The organism is Solimicrobium silvestre (assembly GCF_002976435.1).
GTDB classification, from domain to species: domain Bacteria; phylum Pseudomonadota; class Gammaproteobacteria; order Burkholderiales; family Burkholderiaceae_D; genus Solimicrobium; species Solimicrobium silvestre.
The window spans coordinates 279,513-298,420 of sequence record NZ_PUGF01000003.1; the positions used below are offsets into that span (position 1 = coordinate 279,513).

20 protein-coding genes and 1 riboswitch are annotated in these 18,908 nt (G+C 46.8%); of the genes, 13 read left to right on the top strand and 7 right to left on the bottom strand.

Annotated features, from left to right (window positions below; translation table 11 throughout):
• Positions 1-2: 2 nt before the first annotated feature.
• Positions 3-719: a pyrimidine 5'-nucleotidase gene (locus S2091_RS05395; RefSeq protein WP_105530766.1), complete on the bottom strand. Its 717-nt coding sequence runs from the start codon at positions 717-719 to the stop codon at positions 3-5.
• 1 nt (position 720) lies between these two features.
• On the bottom strand, positions 721-1,695 hold the full coding sequence (argB, locus tag S2091_RS05400; RefSeq protein ID WP_243405326.1) for an acetylglutamate kinase: 975 nt from the start codon (positions 1,693-1,695) through the stop codon (positions 721-723).
• A gap of 103 nt (positions 1,696-1,798) precedes the next feature.
• Between argB and S2091_RS05405 the strand changes: the two genes are divergently transcribed.
• The 7 genes from S2091_RS05405 to S2091_RS05435 all read left to right on the top strand — a co-directional run bounded on the left by S2091_RS05405 (position 1,799) and on the right by S2091_RS05435 (position 6,943).
• Positions 1,799-2,362, top strand: coding sequence for a sigma-70 family RNA polymerase sigma factor (locus S2091_RS05405; RefSeq protein ID WP_105530767.1), 564 nt, complete (start codon positions 1,799-1,801; stop codon positions 2,360-2,362).
• A 69-nt stretch (positions 2,363-2,431) separates the two neighbouring features.
• The gene (locus S2091_RS05410; RefSeq protein WP_243405328.1) at positions 2,432-2,569 is read left to right on the top strand and encodes a hypothetical protein; all 138 of its coding nucleotides are present in this window, start codon (positions 2,432-2,434) and stop codon (positions 2,567-2,569) included.
• A 3-nt stretch (positions 2,570-2,572) separates the two neighbouring features.
• On the top strand, positions 2,573-2,782 hold the full coding sequence (locus S2091_RS05415) for a cysteine-rich CWC family protein (protein WP_105530769.1): 210 nt from the start codon (positions 2,573-2,575) through the stop codon (positions 2,780-2,782).
• Between the two features lie 241 nt (positions 2,783-3,023).
• Positions 3,024-3,758: a YIP1 family protein gene (locus S2091_RS05420; RefSeq protein ID WP_105530770.1), complete on the top strand. Its 735-nt coding sequence runs from the start codon at positions 3,024-3,026 to the stop codon at positions 3,756-3,758.
• The gene (locus S2091_RS05425) at positions 3,755-4,996 is read left to right on the top strand and encodes an efflux RND transporter periplasmic adaptor subunit (protein WP_105530771.1); all 1,242 of its coding nucleotides are present in this window, start codon (positions 3,755-3,757) and stop codon (positions 4,994-4,996) included. Before S2091_RS05420 ends, S2091_RS05425 begins: the two co-directional genes overlap by 4 nt.
• The gene (locus tag S2091_RS05430) at positions 4,993-5,721 is read left to right on the top strand and encodes an ABC transporter ATP-binding protein (RefSeq protein ID WP_105530772.1); all 729 of its coding nucleotides are present in this window, start codon (positions 4,993-4,995) and stop codon (positions 5,719-5,721) included. The genes S2091_RS05425 and S2091_RS05430 overlap by 4 nt, the downstream gene beginning before the upstream one ends.
• Entirely contained in the window at positions 5,714-6,943 is a 1,230-nt protein-coding gene (locus tag S2091_RS05435; RefSeq protein WP_105530773.1) for an ABC transporter permease, read from the top strand. Before S2091_RS05430 ends, S2091_RS05435 begins: the two co-directional genes overlap by 8 nt.
• A gap of 178 nt (positions 6,944-7,121) precedes the next feature.
• On the opposite strand, the gene S2091_RS05440 is transcribed toward S2091_RS05435, so the two are convergent.
• Entirely contained in the window at positions 7,122-7,580 is a 459-nt protein-coding gene (locus tag S2091_RS05440) for a GNAT family N-acetyltransferase (protein WP_105530808.1), read from the bottom strand.
• Between the two features lie 137 nt (positions 7,581-7,717).
• Between S2091_RS05440 and S2091_RS05445 the strand changes: the two genes are divergently transcribed.
• Together S2091_RS05445 and S2091_RS05455 are read left to right on the top strand one after the other, a co-directional pair.
• On the top strand, positions 7,718-7,939 hold the full coding sequence (locus S2091_RS05445) for a hypothetical protein (RefSeq protein WP_105530774.1): 222 nt from the start codon (positions 7,718-7,720) through the stop codon (positions 7,937-7,939).
• Between the two features lie 218 nt (positions 7,940-8,157).
• A riboswitch (yybP-ykoY riboswitch) is annotated at positions 8,158-8,332 on the top strand.
• A 3-nt stretch (positions 8,333-8,335) separates the two neighbouring features.
• On the top strand, positions 8,336-8,926 hold the full coding sequence (locus tag S2091_RS05455) for a TMEM165/GDT1 family protein (RefSeq protein ID WP_105530776.1): 591 nt from the start codon (positions 8,336-8,338) through the stop codon (positions 8,924-8,926).
• 119 nt (positions 8,927-9,045) lie between these two features.
• Here the strand turns inward: S2091_RS05455 and sppA are convergent, their stop codons facing one another.
• The 3 genes from sppA to def form a co-directional block, all read right to left on the bottom strand.
• Positions 9,046-10,902 (bottom strand): signal peptide peptidase SppA, encoded by a 1,857-nt coding sequence (gene sppA, locus S2091_RS05460; RefSeq protein ID WP_105530777.1) that lies wholly within the window; start codon positions 10,900-10,902, stop codon positions 9,046-9,048.
• Between the two features lie 306 nt (positions 10,903-11,208).
• Positions 11,209-12,159: a methionyl-tRNA formyltransferase gene (gene fmt, locus S2091_RS05465; RefSeq protein WP_105530778.1), complete on the bottom strand. Its 951-nt coding sequence runs from the start codon at positions 12,157-12,159 to the stop codon at positions 11,209-11,211.
• Entirely contained in the window at positions 12,156-12,719 is a 564-nt protein-coding gene (def, locus tag S2091_RS05470; RefSeq protein ID WP_105530779.1) for a peptide deformylase, read from the bottom strand. The genes fmt and def overlap by 4 nt, the downstream gene beginning before the upstream one ends.
• A 169-nt stretch (positions 12,720-12,888) precedes the next feature.
• Here def and S2091_RS05475 point away from each other — a divergent pair, with 169 nt between their 5' ends.
• From S2091_RS05475 to S2091_RS05490, 4 genes are all read left to right on the top strand, one after another.
• Positions 12,889-13,977, top strand: coding sequence for a LysM peptidoglycan-binding domain-containing protein (locus S2091_RS05475; RefSeq protein ID WP_105530780.1), 1,089 nt, complete (start codon positions 12,889-12,891; stop codon positions 13,975-13,977).
• A gap of 9 nt (positions 13,978-13,986) precedes the next feature.
• Positions 13,987-15,117, top strand: coding sequence for a DNA-processing protein DprA (gene dprA, locus S2091_RS05480; protein ID WP_105530781.1), 1,131 nt, complete (start codon positions 13,987-13,989; stop codon positions 15,115-15,117).
• 52 nt (positions 15,118-15,169) lie between these two features.
• The gene (locus S2091_RS05485; RefSeq protein ID WP_105530782.1) at positions 15,170-15,631 is read left to right on the top strand and encodes a Smg family protein; all 462 of its coding nucleotides are present in this window, start codon (positions 15,170-15,172) and stop codon (positions 15,629-15,631) included.
• 226 nt (positions 15,632-15,857) lie between these two features.
• A complete protein-coding gene (locus S2091_RS05490; protein WP_105530783.1) occupies positions 15,858-18,392 on the top strand; it encodes a DNA topoisomerase III in 2,535 nt (844 codons plus the stop codon).
• Positions 18,393-18,815: 423 nt separating this feature from the next.
• Here the strand turns inward: S2091_RS05490 and S2091_RS05495 are convergent.
• Positions 18,816-18,908: IS3 family transposase (locus S2091_RS05495; protein ID WP_133166869.1), on the bottom strand; the 93-nt coding region annotated here is incomplete at its 5' end.

An 18,908-nucleotide genomic window follows, 5' to 3' on the forward strand; every position in this document is an offset into this window, starting at 1 on the left:
TTCTATTTATTTAATGACAGTCTGGATAGTTGTGTTGGAATTTGTTTAATGGAACGGATTTTCAAATCAATATAGTGCGCTCGAGTAAATCGTTTTTTTTCTTTTAAATACTGGGTAATCCACACCGTTTTCATCCCCAGTTGTTTAGCGGTACGTAAATTCTCACGCGTGTCTTCAATTAATACACAATGACGCGCCGATAATTTTTGCTTCGCCAACAATTTCCTCAACAACCAGCGACTTGGCTTAGGACGCAGCTTGCCATGCACGCGCATAGACTCAATCGAAATATGCTGATCAAAATGCCGATGCAACCCTAAGTGCTGCAACACCTGCCGCGAATACTGACGCGGTGCATTAGTGAATAAAATCTTACGTCCCGGCAAACGCTTTAATAAGCGCTTCAAGCCGGACTCATAACGCAGCAAATTAGGTAAATCGTCAAAGTGATGCGCTTGCTGCAAAAACTCTGCCGGATTGACATTGTGATGATTAATCAAACCCAGTAAAGTCGCGCCATATTTTTTCCAATACAGCGTTCGTGCAGCATTTACTGTTGCGGCATCTGCCGGGCTTTTCCCGTCACCCAAAAGGTCCGCCATATAGGCGTTCATGTTGGCATGAATTGCAGGAAAAACCGCGTGACTGGCGTTGTGCAGGGTGTTATCTAAATCAATTAACCAGGTAGTTTGCGGTGTTGAATCGCGCTTTAGCTTCAAGTTAGTGACTACGAATCATCGTACCGAATGCCTGTTCGGTCAGCACTTCCAGCAATAGGGAATGTTCAATTCGGCCATCAATAATATGTACCGTATTGACACCCGATTTTGCAGCATCTAAAGCAGATGAAATTTTTGGCAGCATGCCGCCAGAAATTGTGCCGTCGGCGAACATTTCATCAATTTCACGCGCGGACAAATCGGTAACCAGATTACCTTCTTTATCTAACACGCCAGGAATATTGGTCATCATGATGAGTTTTTCGGCTTTTAGAATCTCGGCAATTTTGCCGGCAACAACGTCGGCATTAATATTGTAAGCCTGGCCGTCGACACCAAAACCAATCGGCGAAATAATCGGGATAAAGGCATCGTCCTGCAACGCTTTAACCACTGCTGGATTGATCGCGTCAATTTCACCGACGAATCCAATATCCAAAAATTTGCCCGGATTTTCACGGTCTGGCATTTCAAAACGACGCGCACGGATTAAACCGCCGTCTTTGCCGGTTAAGCCAACAGCCTGACCACCATAATGATTGATCAGCATTACGATGTCTTGCTGCACTTCACCGCCCAGCACCCATTCAACGACTTCCATGGTTTCTTCATCGGTAATTCGCATGCCTTGCACAAAAGTGCCTTGCTTGCCGATTTTACGTAACGCGCTATCAATTTGCGGGCCGCCGCCATGCACCACGACCGGGTTCATGCCGACCAGCTTTAATAAAATTACATCGCGGGCGAAACCGTGCTTAAGACGTTCTTCCGTCATGGCATTACCGCCGTATTTAACGACGATGGTTTTACCGTGGAATTTGCGAATATACGGCAGCGCTTCCGCTAAAATTTCCGCTTTAATGTGCGCGGGAATAGAATCTGTAGCTAGTTCGCTAACAATCGGCGTCGCTGTTGCTAAATCAGAAGCGGCATCAGTCAGTGAGTCGGAGGGCAATTCAGGAGGCAGATTGGTCATGTCAAATCCCATAAAATTATCGATGAGATTTTACAGCTAAATGCATGCCTCGTTCTGTGATTTTCTTGTAATAAGTCATTGAATCCAGTACGCTACCGCACAAATGACTACTCCAACCCTATTCCAACAGCTTGAAGCCATGCGCCCGGCCTTGTTACGCTTTGCATTATTGCAATTGCGCAATCCCGAATTGGCGGAAGATTCTGTGCAAGATGCCTTATTGGCGGTGCTAGAAAAACCAGATCAATTTGCTGGCGCTTCTAGCTTGCGCACTTATGTGATCGGCATTCTTAAATTTAAAATCATTGATGGCTTGCGGGTGGCTGGTCGTACTGTTCAAATTGAAACTGAAACAGACCAGTCTGAAGACGATGTCATTGATCATTTGTTTCAGGCTAACGGCCACACGGTTGATCCTCCTCGCGCCTGGGGTAATCCCGAAGCAGTACTTGAACAACAAGATTTTTTTAAGGTGATGGAAGTTTGCCTGGAAAAATTACCCGCACAAAATGCCCGCGTATTTATGATGCGTGAATGGCTGGATTTAGAAACGGAAGAAATTTGTAAGGAATTAAACCTCAGCGCGTCTAATCTATGGGTGATCTTGTATCGCGCCAGATTGCGGCTGAGAGAATGCCTTGATATTAATTGGTTTGCACATAGTTAAACGCCTTTAGGACACATCGTGGGAATCAAACCTACTTGCAGAGAAGTACATCGCTTAGTTTCTGAGCAAATGGACAGAGACTTAAACCTTGTCGAAAAAACCCGCTTGCACTTGCACATGATGATCTGTGTCGCCTGCACCAACTTCGGCGGCCAAATGCGCCTTATCCGTCGCGCCATGCATCAGTTTCCTCTAGATAAAGAGTAAGTCATGAGCATCTGCCCGCGCTGCGCCGCCCAATTCACCTGTGCCATGGCCGACCAGACCGGCCAGCCTTGCTGGTGCGCAGCGCTGCCCACGGAACCGGTTTTACCGATTTATCCGGAATTATCGTTAAGCGAAGATGCGCGTTGTTTTTGCCCGATTTGTTTGCAGGAGTGGAAGAAGAGCAAAGCATCCTCGAAAGATTGTAACGAATAGCCAACCCGAGCTCATCGCTCAGAACCGTCATTTCATGACAAAAATGTAGATGTTCACCGCAAACATCATCATCTTGATTGCACAGCAATTAAAATCCCTGCACTTGATAAAAACCGGGTCGCGAATTATTTGCCAGTTGACAATAAATTGGTTGATTAATAGTATTACCCAGCTTTCTTTCATTACGCCCATACCATCCGTATTCCCTTTGCAGCACACTCATTAACGTTGAGGATTGCACATGACGACTACCGCATCAACCGATATCAACCACGTTCGCAGCTCCGCTTTTTCAACCCTGGTGAGCATGTTCACCGAGCCTTCCCGCGCCTTTGCCGCACTTGAAAAACGTTCTATGGTGTTGCTGCCATTATTGCTTGCCACGCTTGGATCTGCGCTGCTTTTACTGTGGTATTACCAAAGCGTGGATTTCGCCTGGTTACAAGAGAAATTATTAGCCGGAAAAGACATGGAGCCCGCGCAACTAGAAGCCGCTAAAAAATTCATGGGTAAAAGTACGCTCATCGGTATGTCACTTGCGAGCACATTCATCGGAATTCCCGTGTTTTATGCGCTGATTGCCGTTTATTTTCTTATCGTCGCCAAAGTCAGCAACTTAACCATCGGCTTTGGTCAATGGTTTGCTTTTGCCACTTGGTCGGCGGTGCCGAGTTTACTCAGTATTCCTCTGGGCGTAATTCAAATTTTATTGACGCAGCAAGGACAACTGGCACCCAACCAACTCAACCCGCTCTCGCTCAATCAATTATTTTTTCATATCGACATGAACCTGCCTTGGGCCGGTCTGTTAGACAATATTACTGTCACTAGCATCTGGGTGATGGTTCTAATGGTGATTGGCTTCCAGACATGGAGCAAAAAATCGCGCGCGACCAGTATCGCTGTTGTCGTAACACCGTGCCTGATCATTTATGGCGTAATGGCAGTAATCAACTTAATGCATAAGGCATCATGAAACGTAAATGGTTAGTATTCACAGGAATCGCCTGCCTATTCGCCGTGCCTTTCCTGCTCAAGCTGGTGCATAGTGAGACAGCCCAATTGGTCGAGGTGCAAAAAGTAGCGCCGCGTGAGATCAAGGCGTCGATTCTTGCATCCGGTAATTTAGTGTTTCAGGAGCAGGCGTTATTGTCGCCGGAAGTGATCGGCAAAGTCCGCTCGGTTCTAGTGAAAGAAGGCGACCATGTTGAGGCTGGCCAGGTCGTTCTCACGCTGGACGATCAGGCTTATCGCGCCGATTTAGCGCAGCAGCAGGCGCTGGTTCGACAAGGGCAGATTGATATTGAACATCAACAACTCAGCATCACCAATCAAACCAGTCAGTACCAACGCAAACTGGATATGCAGCGTTTGAAGATGGTTTCTGATTCGGCATTAGATGATGCCCGCTACGCTTTTGATTTATCTAAAATTGAATTGCGCAAAAGCCGCGAAGGTTTGCAGCAAGCGCAAGCGGTGCTCAATCAAAGCATGGAACGTTTAGCTAAAACCAATATCCGTTCACCGATTTCTGGCACGGTCACTTCCTTAGATATCAAGGTCGGTGAAACGGCGGTAGCCAGCCAAATCGGCATTGCCGGTTCCAGCCTGATGACGATCGCCAACACCGCCAGCTTAATGGCTGAAGTGAATGTGGATGAAGCCGATATTGCCCGGATTATGCTTGGGCAAGAAGTGCTGATTCATACCGCTGCTTATCCCGATACACCACTGACCGGCGTGGTTAAAACGATTCCTTTATCACCAAAAAAAGACTCAGGACAAACAGGCACATCGTTGGCGCGTAACTATTCCGTTAAAGTCAGCATTGCCAATCCAGACAAACTGATTCTTCATCCCGGCATGACGTGTCGCGCTGAAATTTATACCGCTACTTCAGGCAAATCCTTGGCAGTTCCATTGCAAGCGGTGCAGTCGAATAATGATCAACAAACCGATGTTGGCGCGGACAATAAAACAAAAAACAAAGCAACGGTCAAAATTGAAAACTATGTGTTTGTGCTAGAAAATGGCGTCAGCCACAAGCGGGTAGTGAAACTGGGTATTTCTGATGATACTAATCAAGAAATCGTGGCAGGTTTAACGCAGGGAGACTCCGTCATCATCGGCCCTTATAAAATTTTGCGCCACTTAAAACCCGATGAAAAATTGCAGGCTAGCGCAGCCAATGAAACCGCTGCGGTTAAAAAATGACTGAACTCATACGCTTGCACGACATCGGCAAACAATACCAAATGGGTGGGGAAATCATTGCGGCGCTGGATGGCATTAATCTCACCATTCAACGCAATGAATACATGGCATTCATCGGCTCTTCAGGTTCGGGCAAATCCACCATGATGAATATTTTGGGCTGTTTGGATACGCCGAGCAGAGGCAGCTATTCTTTAAATGGCCGCAATGTGGCCAGCATGAGTCAAGCTGAACTGGCGCAAACCAGGAACCGTGAAATCGGTTTTATTTTTCAGAGTTTTAATTTGCTGCCGCGCGCTACAGCGCTGCAAAATGTCATGCAGCCGCTGATTTATCGCGGCATTCGACCGGCTGAACGCGAGCGACGTGCGCGACAAGTGTTAGCACGAGTCGGCTTAGAAAATCGCGTTGACCACTTACCCAACCAGCTCTCCGGCGGGCAGCGCCAACGGGTTGCGATTGCACGTGCTTTATGCGGCGAGCCGTCTATATTGCTGGCAGATGAACCCACCGGCAACTTAGATTCCACCACCGCTGCCGACATCATGAGCTTGTTTGATACCTTGCACTCGGAAGGGCAAACCATCATTGTGGTGACGCACGAACCCGACATCGCCAACCACTGTCAACGAACGGTGCGCTTATCTGATGGACGGGTTCTCACTGATACAAATACAGCATCAACTACAGCGCTGTCTCCAACTGAGGAAATAGTCCGTGGTTAGTTTTCTTGAAAGCATACGCTCCGCTTTACTCAGCATCCGCGCTCATGCGTTGCGCAGTTTTTTGACCGCACTCGGCATCATCATCGGCGTTGCTTCGGTGATTGCCGTGGTCTCAATTATTCAAGGTTTTTCTGCCACCATTGGTGACCAATTTAAGGGCTTGGGCTCCAACAGTTTAACGGTGTACGCTTACACACCGTTTGAACTCCAGTTGCAAGGAGTTGTGAATCGTTTGAGCTTGAATGATTATTCCCAAGTATTGCAGCATATTGAAGGCGTGAGCAATGTTTCACCATCCTTCATGCCATTTGGCAATTCGGGCACGACCGTAAAAAACAGCAGCACCTCAACCTTCACCCGGGTTCAGGCGATTACGACGAACTACCAGGACGCTAACCAAATTTATCCTGAATTAGGTCGGTTTATTACTAGCGACGACAATCAGTCACGCCGCAAAGTGTGCGTAATTGGCAGTAAATTACGTGAAAACTTAAAGCTACCGAATGATCCGCTCGGCAGTTATATTGAAATCGGCGGCGAATGGTTTAAGGTCATCGGCGTGACCGAATCTCGCGGTGAAATGTTTGGCATAAGCCAGGACGATTACGCCTTAATTCCGTTTTCGGTCGGCCAAACCATCGCTGGCAATGCCGCCAAAATTAGTGTTGTCATCACATTTACGGTTGATCAAATGGAGCAGCTCGATGAAATCCAGGATCGGGTTACCGCATTGCTGCGCCAATTACATCGTTTAAAACCCGGCCAGGCTAACGATTTCAAAGTACAAACAGCGCAGCAACTAACCGATACTTTTTCAAAAATCATCGACACCATGACCTTGGTGTTAGGCGGCATCGTCAGCGTTTCTTTGCTGGTTGGCGGGATTGGGATTATGAATATTATGTTGGTGTCGGTCACTGAGCGCACCCGCGAAATCGGCATCTGCAAAGCCTTGGGTGCACAACGCCACCATATTTTGATGCAGTTCTTAATTGAAGCCGTGCTCTTGTCGATTTTGGGCGGTCTGATTGGTTTGGGACTTGGCTATTTGCTCGGCATCGGCGCGGCAAAAATGATTCCCAACTTCCCCGCTGCCTCCGTACCTTGGTGGGCGGTGCTGCTGTCTTTCGGTTTTTCCAGCGTAGTCGGCATTGTGTTTGGCATTATGCCGGCGGCAAAAGCGGCCAATCTTGATCCGATTGAGGCTTTGCGCTATGAATAAAGGCGGAAAATGATGCTATTTACGCCCTTTTCATATACTCCCTTGTTTTTTTGAAACAGGTAACGTAACCATTACTCACCATCCTCGCGCAGGCGAGGAGCAACGGCTACAACGTAGAATGGTGGATTCCTGCCTGTGGGGAAGCGATGATATTTAAAAATTAGTTATAAATTAATACTTAATCCAAAGTCAGGTTATACGTATAAAACTCTTCATCCCGCACCCAACCTAGCGACGCATACAGCGATTGCGCCGTACTATTAGTTTTTGCCGTTGTCAGATCAAGCCGGGCTTTACCGTCGGAAATCCCCAGTTCACGTGCCGCATTAAGTAAATGCTTCGCAACGCCGTTGCCGCGTGCCTCTGGGCTGACGAACAAGTCATATAAAACATAAATTGGTTGCGCCAATACTGAGCAAAATGTGGGGTACAACTGGCAAAATCCGCTCAGGCCGCCCGCGCTGTTTTCGGCGACCAAAATAACGGATTCGCGCTTTTCCACTCTCGTAGCCAGGTAGTGTTCGGCAAGCGCCAAATCAGGTGCTTGCTCATAAAATTGACGATATGCGTCAAACAATTGGGCCAGCTCGTTCAAATCACGGTGCTCAAATTTTCTAATTAATGCCTGATATTTCATTAAATTACCCATGCGATTAAAAAAAGTTAAAAATAAAGTGGAAATCTGAAAAAACCTTGTCAACCACAACCCGCACACCCCGTTATTAGAGCGTGGGTTGCTTTACTTAACGTAGTCTAAACTTAATAGGATCTAACATGAAAACCATTATCTCCGCATTAGTTGCTAGTTTGTTTGCTGTTTCTGCTTTCGCTGCTGCTCCAGCTACTCCAGCTGCCGCTTCAACTCCAGCACCAGCCGCTACACCAGCTGCAATGCCAGCCAGCACTCCTGCTTCAACACCAGTAAAAAAACATAAAAAGCACCATAAAGCAGCTGCCGCTTCAACACCAGCCGCAACTCCAGCTGCATCAAAATAAGATTCACCCGTTTTGATGTTAGTCCAGATCAAATAGACAGGCATAGCCTGTCTATTTGCTTTTTAAGTCTAGCTGCAGTTAAGTCTAGCACCTCTAAATTAATTCCCAAAAGAAACTTTTCACCACGGCACTGCCAAACCTTGCCAGTCCTGCGCTTCACGCAAAACAGAATAATAAAAATAGCTGGTAGCAAACCCGTTGAATGCATTGTTATAATGCGGGCTGTCATTGGGGAGTAGCCGCCCTTCATCTAGAAAGGGACTTACATCAACAGACTTGTCGCCCGCGACATGGTGTAAGTGATTCCAAGAATTTGGCGAGACCTTTGACCGTATTGCTTCCGCATGGCCGGGGTAGCATGCGGTCATCGCGTTTCTACCGGTCAAGGAGTCCAATGTGTTACAACCATTTCTAGTTTCAACCAGTGTCGTCGCGTTAGCCGAAATTGGCGATAAAACGCAATTACTATCCCTCGTCCTCGCTGCGCGTTATCGCAAACCCTTGCCGATCGCTCTTGGTGTATTGGTTGCGACGCTCGCCAACCATGCCGGAGCTGGCGGATTAGGCACCTTATTATCTGGCATATTAAATCCCACCGTGCTGAATTGGGCGGTCGTCGCGTCGTTTGTACTGATGGCAGGATGGATTTTGATCCCCGATAAGCTGGACGAAGGCGAACTTGCCATGCCCAAGAAAGCGATGGGCGTATTTGGTACTACGGTGTTCGTTTTCTTTCTCGCGGAAATGGGTGATAAAACGCAGATTGTGACGATTGCCTTGGCGGCGCGTTACCATGATTTTTTTGGAGTGGTCAGCGGCAGCACATTGGGTATGATACTGGCGAACGTGCCGGTTATTTACCTTGGCAGCCGTTTTGCCAACAAGCTCCCAATCAAGGCCGTGCACATTATTGCATCCATCATTTTTGTGGTGCTAGGCGGGCTAGCATTAAGAAATGCCATCACCGGCACCGCCTTCGCTATGTAGACGCTGTTCACCGAATTAAGGTGTCAGATTGCTTTTGATATTACAAAAAAAGCCTCATCGGCATTTCAACCGATGAGACTTTTTCGTTAAACACTAAGTAACCAGGCTATGGGTTCATATCATGGTACGCTGCACATGCAATGCGTCACCACACTAAACGCCTTATTACGGTCGGTCATATCTGATAACCAGCGCATATCATTTGTCATTTCTTGCGCAGCCTTAGGAGGAATTCCGGCTGGCAATATGTTGACATTGAAATGATCAGAAACTACTTTTGCTATCGAGATATCAAATATTTTAAAGAAACGATCAAGCCCGGTTGGCTCGGCTTCAATATAATCCACATTGTAATTACCAGTCAGCTTGGCTCTTGCTGCAGCAGACTTAATCGCGTCACCATAACTTCCCAAAGTATCAACCAAGCCGCGTTCTTTGGCTTGCTGGCCAGTCCAGACCCGACCTTGTGCTACTTCATCGATTTTCTCAGGCGTTGACTTACGTGCGACAGCTGCTTTGCTCGTGAATTCGGCATAGATATGGTTCACACTTTGCTGAATCAATTCAGCAAAACGCGGGTCTATCGGACGCATCGGATCATAGCCACCACGCAACCAAGTCGTAGTAGTGCCAGCGCTATGCACGCCAATTTTTTCCATCGCTTTATCGGCGGTCGGCAAAAGTGCAAACACGCCGATGGAACCGGTAATGGTTGCGGCATCAGCGAAAACCTCATCGGCGCTCATTGATATCCAATAACCACCGGAAGCGGCAACATTACCCATCGAAACCACGACCGGCTTGCCAGCCAGACGAGTAATTTCCAGTTCGCGACGAATCAACTCTGAGCCAAATGCGCTACCGCCGGGAGAATCGATCCGCAATACCAGTGCTTTAATCTGGTCATCTTCACGGGCTTTACGGATTAAGTTGGCGGTGGATAAGCCACCGATAGAGCCTGGAGGCGCCATGCCGTCACTAATTTCACCTTCAGCAACGATCACGCCGATGGCGTTGCCATTGGGATTAATAATCGGTTTTTGACGAGCTAAGTAATCTTCATAATTAACTTGGCGGAAGCTTTTTGTTTGCGCGTCTTTAACGCCACGATCCAACATCAGTTGACGCAATTCATCGCGGGTTTTTAAGCCGTCTACTAATTTATCGTTGAGTGCCAATTGTGCCAAATCACCATTCACTTGTTTGATTTGGTTGGGCAAATCATCAATATTACGCATGATGCTGCCAGATCCTAATTTGCGCGCTTTTTCTACATCATTAGTGTAGGTTGCCCACAGATCGTTATATAAAAATGCTTCTGCTTCCGATGCGGCATTAGATGGTCCATTAGCGATATACGGTTCTGCAAAGCTTTTATATGTACCGACCCGCATCAAATTAACGGTAATGCCTAGTTTGTCTAGCGCATCACGGTAATAGTTTTTGTAACCGCCAAAACCTTCCAGCGCAACCATCCCCATCGGATGCACATACACTTCATTCGCATGCGCTGCCAAGAAGTATTGCTTCTGATTAAAGCTGGAGCCCCAAGCGACAATAGTTTTACCGCTGGCTTTAAAACGGTCCAAGCCTGCTGCAACTTCGCGCAACATCGGCAAACCGGCGTTTTGCATTTCATCCAGCAATAACACGATACTGGTTATTTTTTTGTCTTTCGCTGCGGCGTCCAAGACATCAAGTACATCGCGCAACTGGGTATAATCTTTTTTCTCTCCCTGCGCTTGCATCATCAATAACTGGCTAGTACTGCCGCTTTGCTGCTCGACCAGATTGCCGCGCAAATCCAAGATTAATGCGGTTTTATCGTCCAGTTTTTTAATGCCGCCACCAAACAGCCCTACGGCTATAAAAATGATGACAATTAGAAAGAGCAAATTCAAAAAAATCCGTCGACCGCCATCCAGCATGCGCCAAAGAAAACTAAAGCTGCGCTGAGCATATCGTAGTAGAGACATCGTTACTCCTTTTTAAATCAATCTGGATAGTGCATGTTGCCGTCAACAACGGCATGTTGAGATTGTAATCCAGATAACTACCGCCGGATATACGTTCTAACAGGAAAAAAACGTTTAGGTAAAAAAAAACCCGCGACCTTATACAGGTTACGGGTTAAATCCAATTCCTTAGGAGGGTTTTGGAGGAGACAGGTGCAACTATAGTCGTCCAACGATAATTTTCCTAGTTTATTTTTCACATATCAGATATTCACAAAACATATAATTGATTCAGCAAGAGCTGCTCCAACATATAATGAACACCCTTCATTCAAAGCAACTTTTGTCATCAAGCGCAAACCCCTTCAAGAATTCAGCTGTAGGCAAACGCTTTCCTCCTGGCTTTTGCAACTCGAACAAACGCAACGCTCCTTCGCCACACGCCACCAGCAACATATGATCTTGCAGTATCAGTTGCCCGACTTTTGCTGAGTCAGGCCGCTCGGCTAATTCAGCACACCATAACTTTAGCGTTACGCCATTGACGACACCGCAAGCACCTGGGAACGGATTAAATGCGCGAATTTTTCGCTCTAATACAGTAGCAGGTAGCGCAAAGTCCAATGCGGCTTCTTCTTTAGCGATTTTGGCAGCGTAGGTAATCCCTTGCTCCGGCTGTGCAATCGCAGTTAGCCCGCCTGTGGGCAATTGCTGCAAAACACTCACGATCATTTGCCCGCCCAGCTCCGCCAATTTATCGTGCAAAGCCGTCGTAGTATCCGCAGCAGCAATTGGAATGCGCTGCATAGACAACATCGCTCCAGTATCTAACCCTTGATCCATTTGCATGATCGTGATGCCGGTTTCAGCGTCGCCCGCTTCAATAGCACGATGGATCGGCGCAGCACCGCGCCAGCGCGGCAATAAGGAAGCGTGAATATTCAGGCAACCATAGAGGGGAATAGTTAATATCGATTCCGGCAAAATTAAGCCATACGCAGCAACAATCATTACGTCATGCGGAGTTGCCTTCAGTAATTCATGCGCATCGTGTGCTTGTTCGGGGTATTTACCATCCAGCTTCAACGACATAGGCTGAAGAACCGGTATTTGATGCTGCAAAGCAAATTGCTTAACAGCAGAAGCATGGAGCTGCATTCCTCGCCCAGCCGGACGATCAGGTTGAGTTAGTACCAGCACCACTTCATGGCCTGCAGCTTGAATCGCGGCTAACGCGGTGGCAGCAAATTCAGGTGTCCCAGCAAATACTACCTTCATAAACGATTACGTCTAGGTGCTTGCGATGCGGCATTATTTCCTCGCCCACTGCTACGTTCCAATTCGCGTTCTTCTTTTAGCATCCGTGTTTTAATACGATTACGCTTTAAAGGCGATAAATACTCAACGAACACGATACCTTTTAAATGGTCTAGTTCATGTTGCACACAAACCGCCAATAAACCGTCGGCGTTCAGCTCAAACGGCTTGCCATCTAAATTCAGTGCACGCACGTTAACTTCGGTTGAACGTTCAACGCCATCGTAAATACCAGGTACCGAGAGGCAACCTTCGTCGTAGAGTATTTTTTCTTCGCTGGCCCAAGTAATTTCTGGGTTAATTAAAACTTGTAACTCATTTTGCGTTTCTGAAACATCTATCACCACAAGCTGAATATGCTCATCAACTTGTGAGGCAGCTAAGCCAACTCCAGGCGCTTCGTACATAGTTTCAGCCATATCAGCGACTAATTTCTTTAAACGGTCGTCAAAATTTGTCACTGGTTTTGCAATTTTATGCAGCCGTTTGTCTGGATAGCGTAGTATTGTTAATATTGTCATGGGACTTTCGCGCAACTTAAGCGCGTTTTCTCTTGCTAGTTCAAGGATTTATGTGCAAAATTTGATTCAAATTAGCAACTGTCGGTCTTAACCACTACTTAGCAACCGCAACCAATGAGGATATTTTTGATAATACTTCTCAAAATTGGCTGTACGCAATGGATAAATAATGAAAAAGTTTAGCACAATCGCGCTGCTCCTTGCTTTAAGCTCGTCAGTTTTTGCCGCTGATGAAATGAATGCACCTCAAACTCAATGTGCATTTTTGCCTAATGCGCCTGATCAGCATTTAGTCGTCAAGGGCGATACTTTATGGGGCATTTCCCAAATGTTTCTGGAACACGCTTGGTGCTGGCCGCAAGTTTGGGGCATGAATCGTGAAGACATTAAAAATCCACATTGGATTTACCCAGGTCAAATCGTCTACTTTGATCGCGCTGCAGGACGTCTGCGACTTGGTCAACCGGCTGGCGGCGGCGGTTCGGACACAAGCCCGGGCAATATACCAACGGTACGCCTTTCTCCACAAATACGCGGAGAAAATTTAGCCAGCAATGCTATCACCACAATTCCTTCCAACGTTATTGAGCCATTCTTATCGCAGCCATTAATTCTCGAAGAGAATGAATTAAAAGATACACCGCGCATTGTTTCAGCTCAACAAGGTCATGTGAATGCTGGTAAATCTGAAAAAGTTTATGCCATGGGTGATCTGCATGGCGGTAGCTTCTTCCAGGTGTATCGTCCGTCAACACCATTAAAAGATCCTGAGACCAATAAAATCATTGGTTACGAATCAGCTTACCTGGGCACGCTTAAATTAACCCGGGAAGGTAAAACTGATAATGAAGCGCATACGTTCTTAGTCACCACCTCAAAAGAAGAAATGACTGTGGGCGACCGGTTATTGCCTGTTCCTAATAGTGAAATGGCTAACTACGTTCCGCATCCGCCAAGCGCTGATGTCAATGCACGCATCGTTTCTATCTACGGCGGTGTTGCACAAGCGGGACAAAATCAAACGATCTCGATTAATCGCGGCTCAAAAGATGGCATCGATATCGGAACCGTATTGCAACTGTATCGTTTGGGCGACATCATTGCCGATAAAACCAAAAGCAAATCAGTCATCAAATTGCCTGATGAACAATACGGTACTTTATTTATCTATCGCGTATTTAAAAACATTTCTTACGGTCTGATTATGCAGGTAACCGATTCAGCTCAAGTCGGCGATATCGTCAGAAAGCCGGAATAAGGCGTTTGCGTGTCAGACGTAAGTGACTGGATACGATTAACTGCAACACCGGGAATTGGATGTGAAGCAGCAAGAAAATTGCTGCTTGAATTTGGTCTCCCAGATCAAATTTTTTCGGCAAGTTACGCAGCATTAAAACAGGTTGTTTCAGAACGGCAAGCAAAAGCACTTTGCGAGCCGCCAACTGAAACAATCCTGGCTTTAATTGAACGCACTCACTTGTGGTGCGCAGAACCAAATAACTTCCTCATCACGCTAGCCGATAACAACTATCCGACGCTGCTACTCGAAATCCCAGATCCGCCCACACTCCTATATGTAAAAGGCCGGATAGAGTTACTTAGTAACACCTCCATTGCCGTCGTTGGCAGTCGCAATGCCAGCACCCAAGGCTCAATCAATGCCAAACAATTCTCCAGCAACCTCAGTCAATCCGGGCTAACCATTGTTTCTGGTATGGCGCTGGGTATAGACACGGCCGCGCATGAGGGTGGACTAGAGAGTTTAGACTTAACTTCGGGTTCGACGATTGCCGTGATTGGCACCGGTGCAGATATTGTTTACCCAGCGCGTAACCGGGGCTTAGCACATAAAATAGCCGAGCACGGCTGCATTGTAAGTGAGTATGCACTTGGCACGCCCGCCATTGCCTCCAACTTCCCGCGCCGCAATCGCTTAATTTCTGGGTTATCCCAAGGTGTCTTAGTGATTGAAGCAGCGGCGCAATCCGGCTCTTTAATTACCGCACGCATGGCACTAGAACAAGGGCGCGATGTATTTGCCATTCCCGGCTCCATTCACTCCCCGCTCGCCAAAGGCTGCCATTTACTAATTAAGCAAGGTGCAAAACTGGTTGAAACTGCGCAGGATATTTTGCAAGAATTACGTTTAGATACGTTAGACAGCAAGCCAGAACCAGCACAATCCATGCTGCCATTCCCGTCCAATACAAATAACGAAATTGAAACTGAGGCTGAATCTGAACTGCTCATCGCAATCGGCTATGACCCAATTCACCCTGATGTCTTAGCGCAACGTTGCAATGTAGATAGTGGCGAACTGAGCGCTAAGTTACTGATGCTGGAGTTAGATGGTCACGTGGAAGTGTTGGCTGGCGGTTTATATCGCCGCCTGGGATAAATAGTTTCTTTAAAAACTTGAATCCTGACTCGCTAAAAGTTAAAGTAGCGTTATGTTTGATATTTTAGTTTACCTCTACGAGACCTATTACCGTCCTGATGCTTGCCCTGAGCCGCAAGCACTGGCTAAGAAACTGTCAGCGGTTGGTTTTGACGAAGATGAAATTTCCGAGGCCATCGACTGGTTAGATATATTGACTCAAACCACGCTAACTATTCCTGAACAGCCAGAATCAACCGGATTTCGTGTTTATGCAACGCAAGAAATCGCCATGCTGGGCATTCCTGCTGTTGGTTTTATTCATTTTTTGGAATCAGCGAAACTGCTTACTTCACAGCAACGCGAGATCGTTATTGAGCGCGCTTTAGCAGTAGACGATACGCCAATTACCTTGGATAAACTCAAAATCATCGTATTAATGATGCTTTGGAGCCAAGGGAAAGAACCTGATTTGCTGATGTTTGATGAGCTTTTATTATCTGATGAAGTCATCAAACCACATCTTTTGCACTAACACTCTGCTCTCGCACGGCAAATAATCCTTCGCTTATTGCTGATTTGCAAGCAAGTTATTACATAACTTACAATGCAAATACCAAGTTAAACGCAAAATTACCCTATAACAGCGTGTATTTTACAAATTTGCTTTATCATTGGCGAAATTTTGCACTATAGCTTTACCTCGGTTACAACTATAGTGTTTACTTGCGCCATATTAGAATTTACCTGAGAACAAAAAAATGACCAAAACCCTCATCATCGCCGAAAAGCCTTCTGTCGCCTCTGACATTGCCAAGGCCCTAGGTGGTTTCACCAAACACGATGAGTACTTTGAATCCGATGACTACGTCCTGTCTTCCGCTGTCGGGCATTTGCTCGAAATTACAGTGCCGGAAGAATATGACGTCAAGCGCGGCAAATGGAGTTTTGCTAATTTACCGATGATACCGCCGCACTTTGCGTTGAATCCCATTGCTAAAACCGAAGCACGCTTAAAAGTTCTCACTAAATTAATTAAACGCAAAGATGTATCCGCCCTAATCAACGCATGCGATGCGGGCCGCGAAGGTGAACTGATTTTCCGCCTGATTGCACAGCACGCCAAAGCCAAACAGCCGGTAACGCGCTTATGGTTACAATCCATGACCCAAAACGCAATACGCGACGGTTTCTCACGCTTGCGTACTGACAGCGAAATGCTACCGTTAGCCGATGCAGCGCGTTGCCGCTCGGAAGCAGATTGGCTGATCGGAATTAACGGCACCCGCGCCATGACCGCGTTTAACTCGAAAGAAGGCGGTTTTTACCTGACTACAGTAGGTCGGGTACAAACCCCAACGCTGTCGATTGTGGTGGAACGCGAAGAAAAAATTAAACAATTTGTGCCACGCGCTTATTGGGAAGTACGCGCTGAATTTGTCTGCGCCGCTGGTATTTATGAAGGCCGCTGGCTCGATCATCAGCATAAAAAGAATGAATTAGATCCAGAGCAACGCGCTGAACGCTTATGGAGCCAAACTGCTGCTGATTCGATCGTGACGGCGTGCCGTAACAAGATTGGCGTGGTTACAGAAGAATCAAAACCAGCCACACAATTAGCACCGGCCTTATTTGACTTGACCAGCTTACAACGCGAAGCCAACTCACGCTTTGGCTTCTCCGCTAAAAACACGCTCGGTTTAGCTCAAGCCTTGTATGAAAAACATAAAGTATTGACGTATCCGCGTACCGATTCACGTCATTTGCCGGAAGACTATATTGCTTCGGTGAAGCAAACGTTGGAAGTGATTTCAGAAAATAATAATTACCAACAGTTTTCATCCACCATTTTGAATCAAGGCTGGGTTAAGCCAAACAAACGGATTTTTGATAACACAAAAATCTCGGATCACTTTGCTATTATCCCAACCACACAAGCGCCTAAAAACTTATCCGAACCAGAACAAAAACTGTATGACTTAGTCACACGGCGCTTTATGGCGGTGTTTTTCCCAGCAGCAGAATTCCAGATCACGACCCGTATCACCGAAGTCTCCGGACATCATTTCAAAACCGACGGTAAGGTCATGACCAAACCCGGCTGGTTGGCTATTTATGGTAAAGAAATGGCCGCCGACGGTGAAGATAACGGCACTCTGGTCGCCGTCGCCAAAAACGAAAAAGTCAAAACCGAATCGATACACGGCAATGAGTTAGTCACTAAACCGCCAGCCCGCTATACCGAAGCGACGATTTTATCGGCGATGGAAGGTGCCGGTAAATTGATGGATGACGATGAATTACGCGCCGCCATGACAGGCAAAGGTTTAGGTACACCAGCGACCCGCGCCACCATTATTGAAGGCTTGCTGACTGAACGCTATTTATTACGTGAGGGCCGCGAATTACAACCGACCGCCAAAGCGTTCCAGCTGATGACGTTGCTACGCGGCTTGGGTGTGGATGAACTCACCTCACCGGAACTCACCGGCGGCTGGGAACATAAACTCGCGCAAATGGAAAAAGGCCAAATTAGCCGTGAAGAATTCATGCGCGAAATTGCCCAGATGACCCAAATCATCGTCAAGCGCGCCAAAGAATACAACAACGACACGATCCCCGGCGACTACTCCACCTTAACTACGCCATGCCCGCATTGCGGCGGGGTAGTGAAAGAAAACTACCGTCGTTTCGCCTGCACCAAATGCGAGTTTAATATTTCCAAAACGCCAGGCAGCCGTCAGTTTGAAGTAGCCGAAGTGGAAGAGTTATTAGCCAAACGTGAAATCGGTCCGCTGCAAGGCTTCCGCTCTAAAATGGGTCGCCCGTTTGCCGCCATTCTGAAAATTGTGCCTGACGATGAAGGTACTAATCTCAAGCTCGAATTCGACTTTGGACAAAATCAAGATGACGAAGACGCTGAACCAGTCGATTTCACCGGACATGCCGTATTAGGGCCTTGCCCAAAATGCGCGTCCAATGTGTACGAACTCGGTTTGGGTTATGTATGTGAAAAGACAGTGGCAAAACCGAAGGCCTGTGATTTCCGCAGCGGCCGGATTATCTTGCAACAAGAGATTTTGCCTGAGCAAATGGTTAAATTGCTGGTTGATGGCAAAACTGACTTATTACCTGGCTTTATCTCACAACGCACCCGTCGCCCGTTTAAAGCATTTTTGGTGAAAGCCAAAGACGGCAAGATCAGCTTTGAATTTGAAGAACGCAAACCTAAAGTAGCTGGTGCAGCTAAAAAGCCGGTTAAGAAAGCGGCGGCGAAAACAAAAGTAGCTGCTTAAATTCGTTATAGCGACACACCATACCGTCAACAACGTCATTCCCGCGCAGGCGGGAATCTAGGTTAACACGGCGCATCGTTAAATAAACAATGCGGCTTTTGATGGTTTGGTGATGGAATAAGACGTAGGGTGGGCACGGTTTTTTGTGTCCACGCGTTACCTCCGATTAAAGACATCCCCAAAAAAATCCATTGTTTATTAACCGTTACGCTTGGTGTAGTAGGGATTTTGAGTGGCATGCCACTCACCTACGGAACGGTCTGTGCATGCAGGCACAGACTCCCTCCCTATAGGAATACAGGGGCACAAAACCGTGCCCACCCTACGCAAAGATGACGATAAATGTAACCCTGCATAAAATGACGTTATCGAAAAAAAAGCCGATCAATTGAACTGACCCCATTTAGTTGGACAGATTAATTGCTAGGCTACCGAGGGCTGATTTCTGTATTGCACAGGACTCAGCCCTTTTAATTTCAGTTTAATGCGGTCGTAATTATAGTAGCGAATATAGTT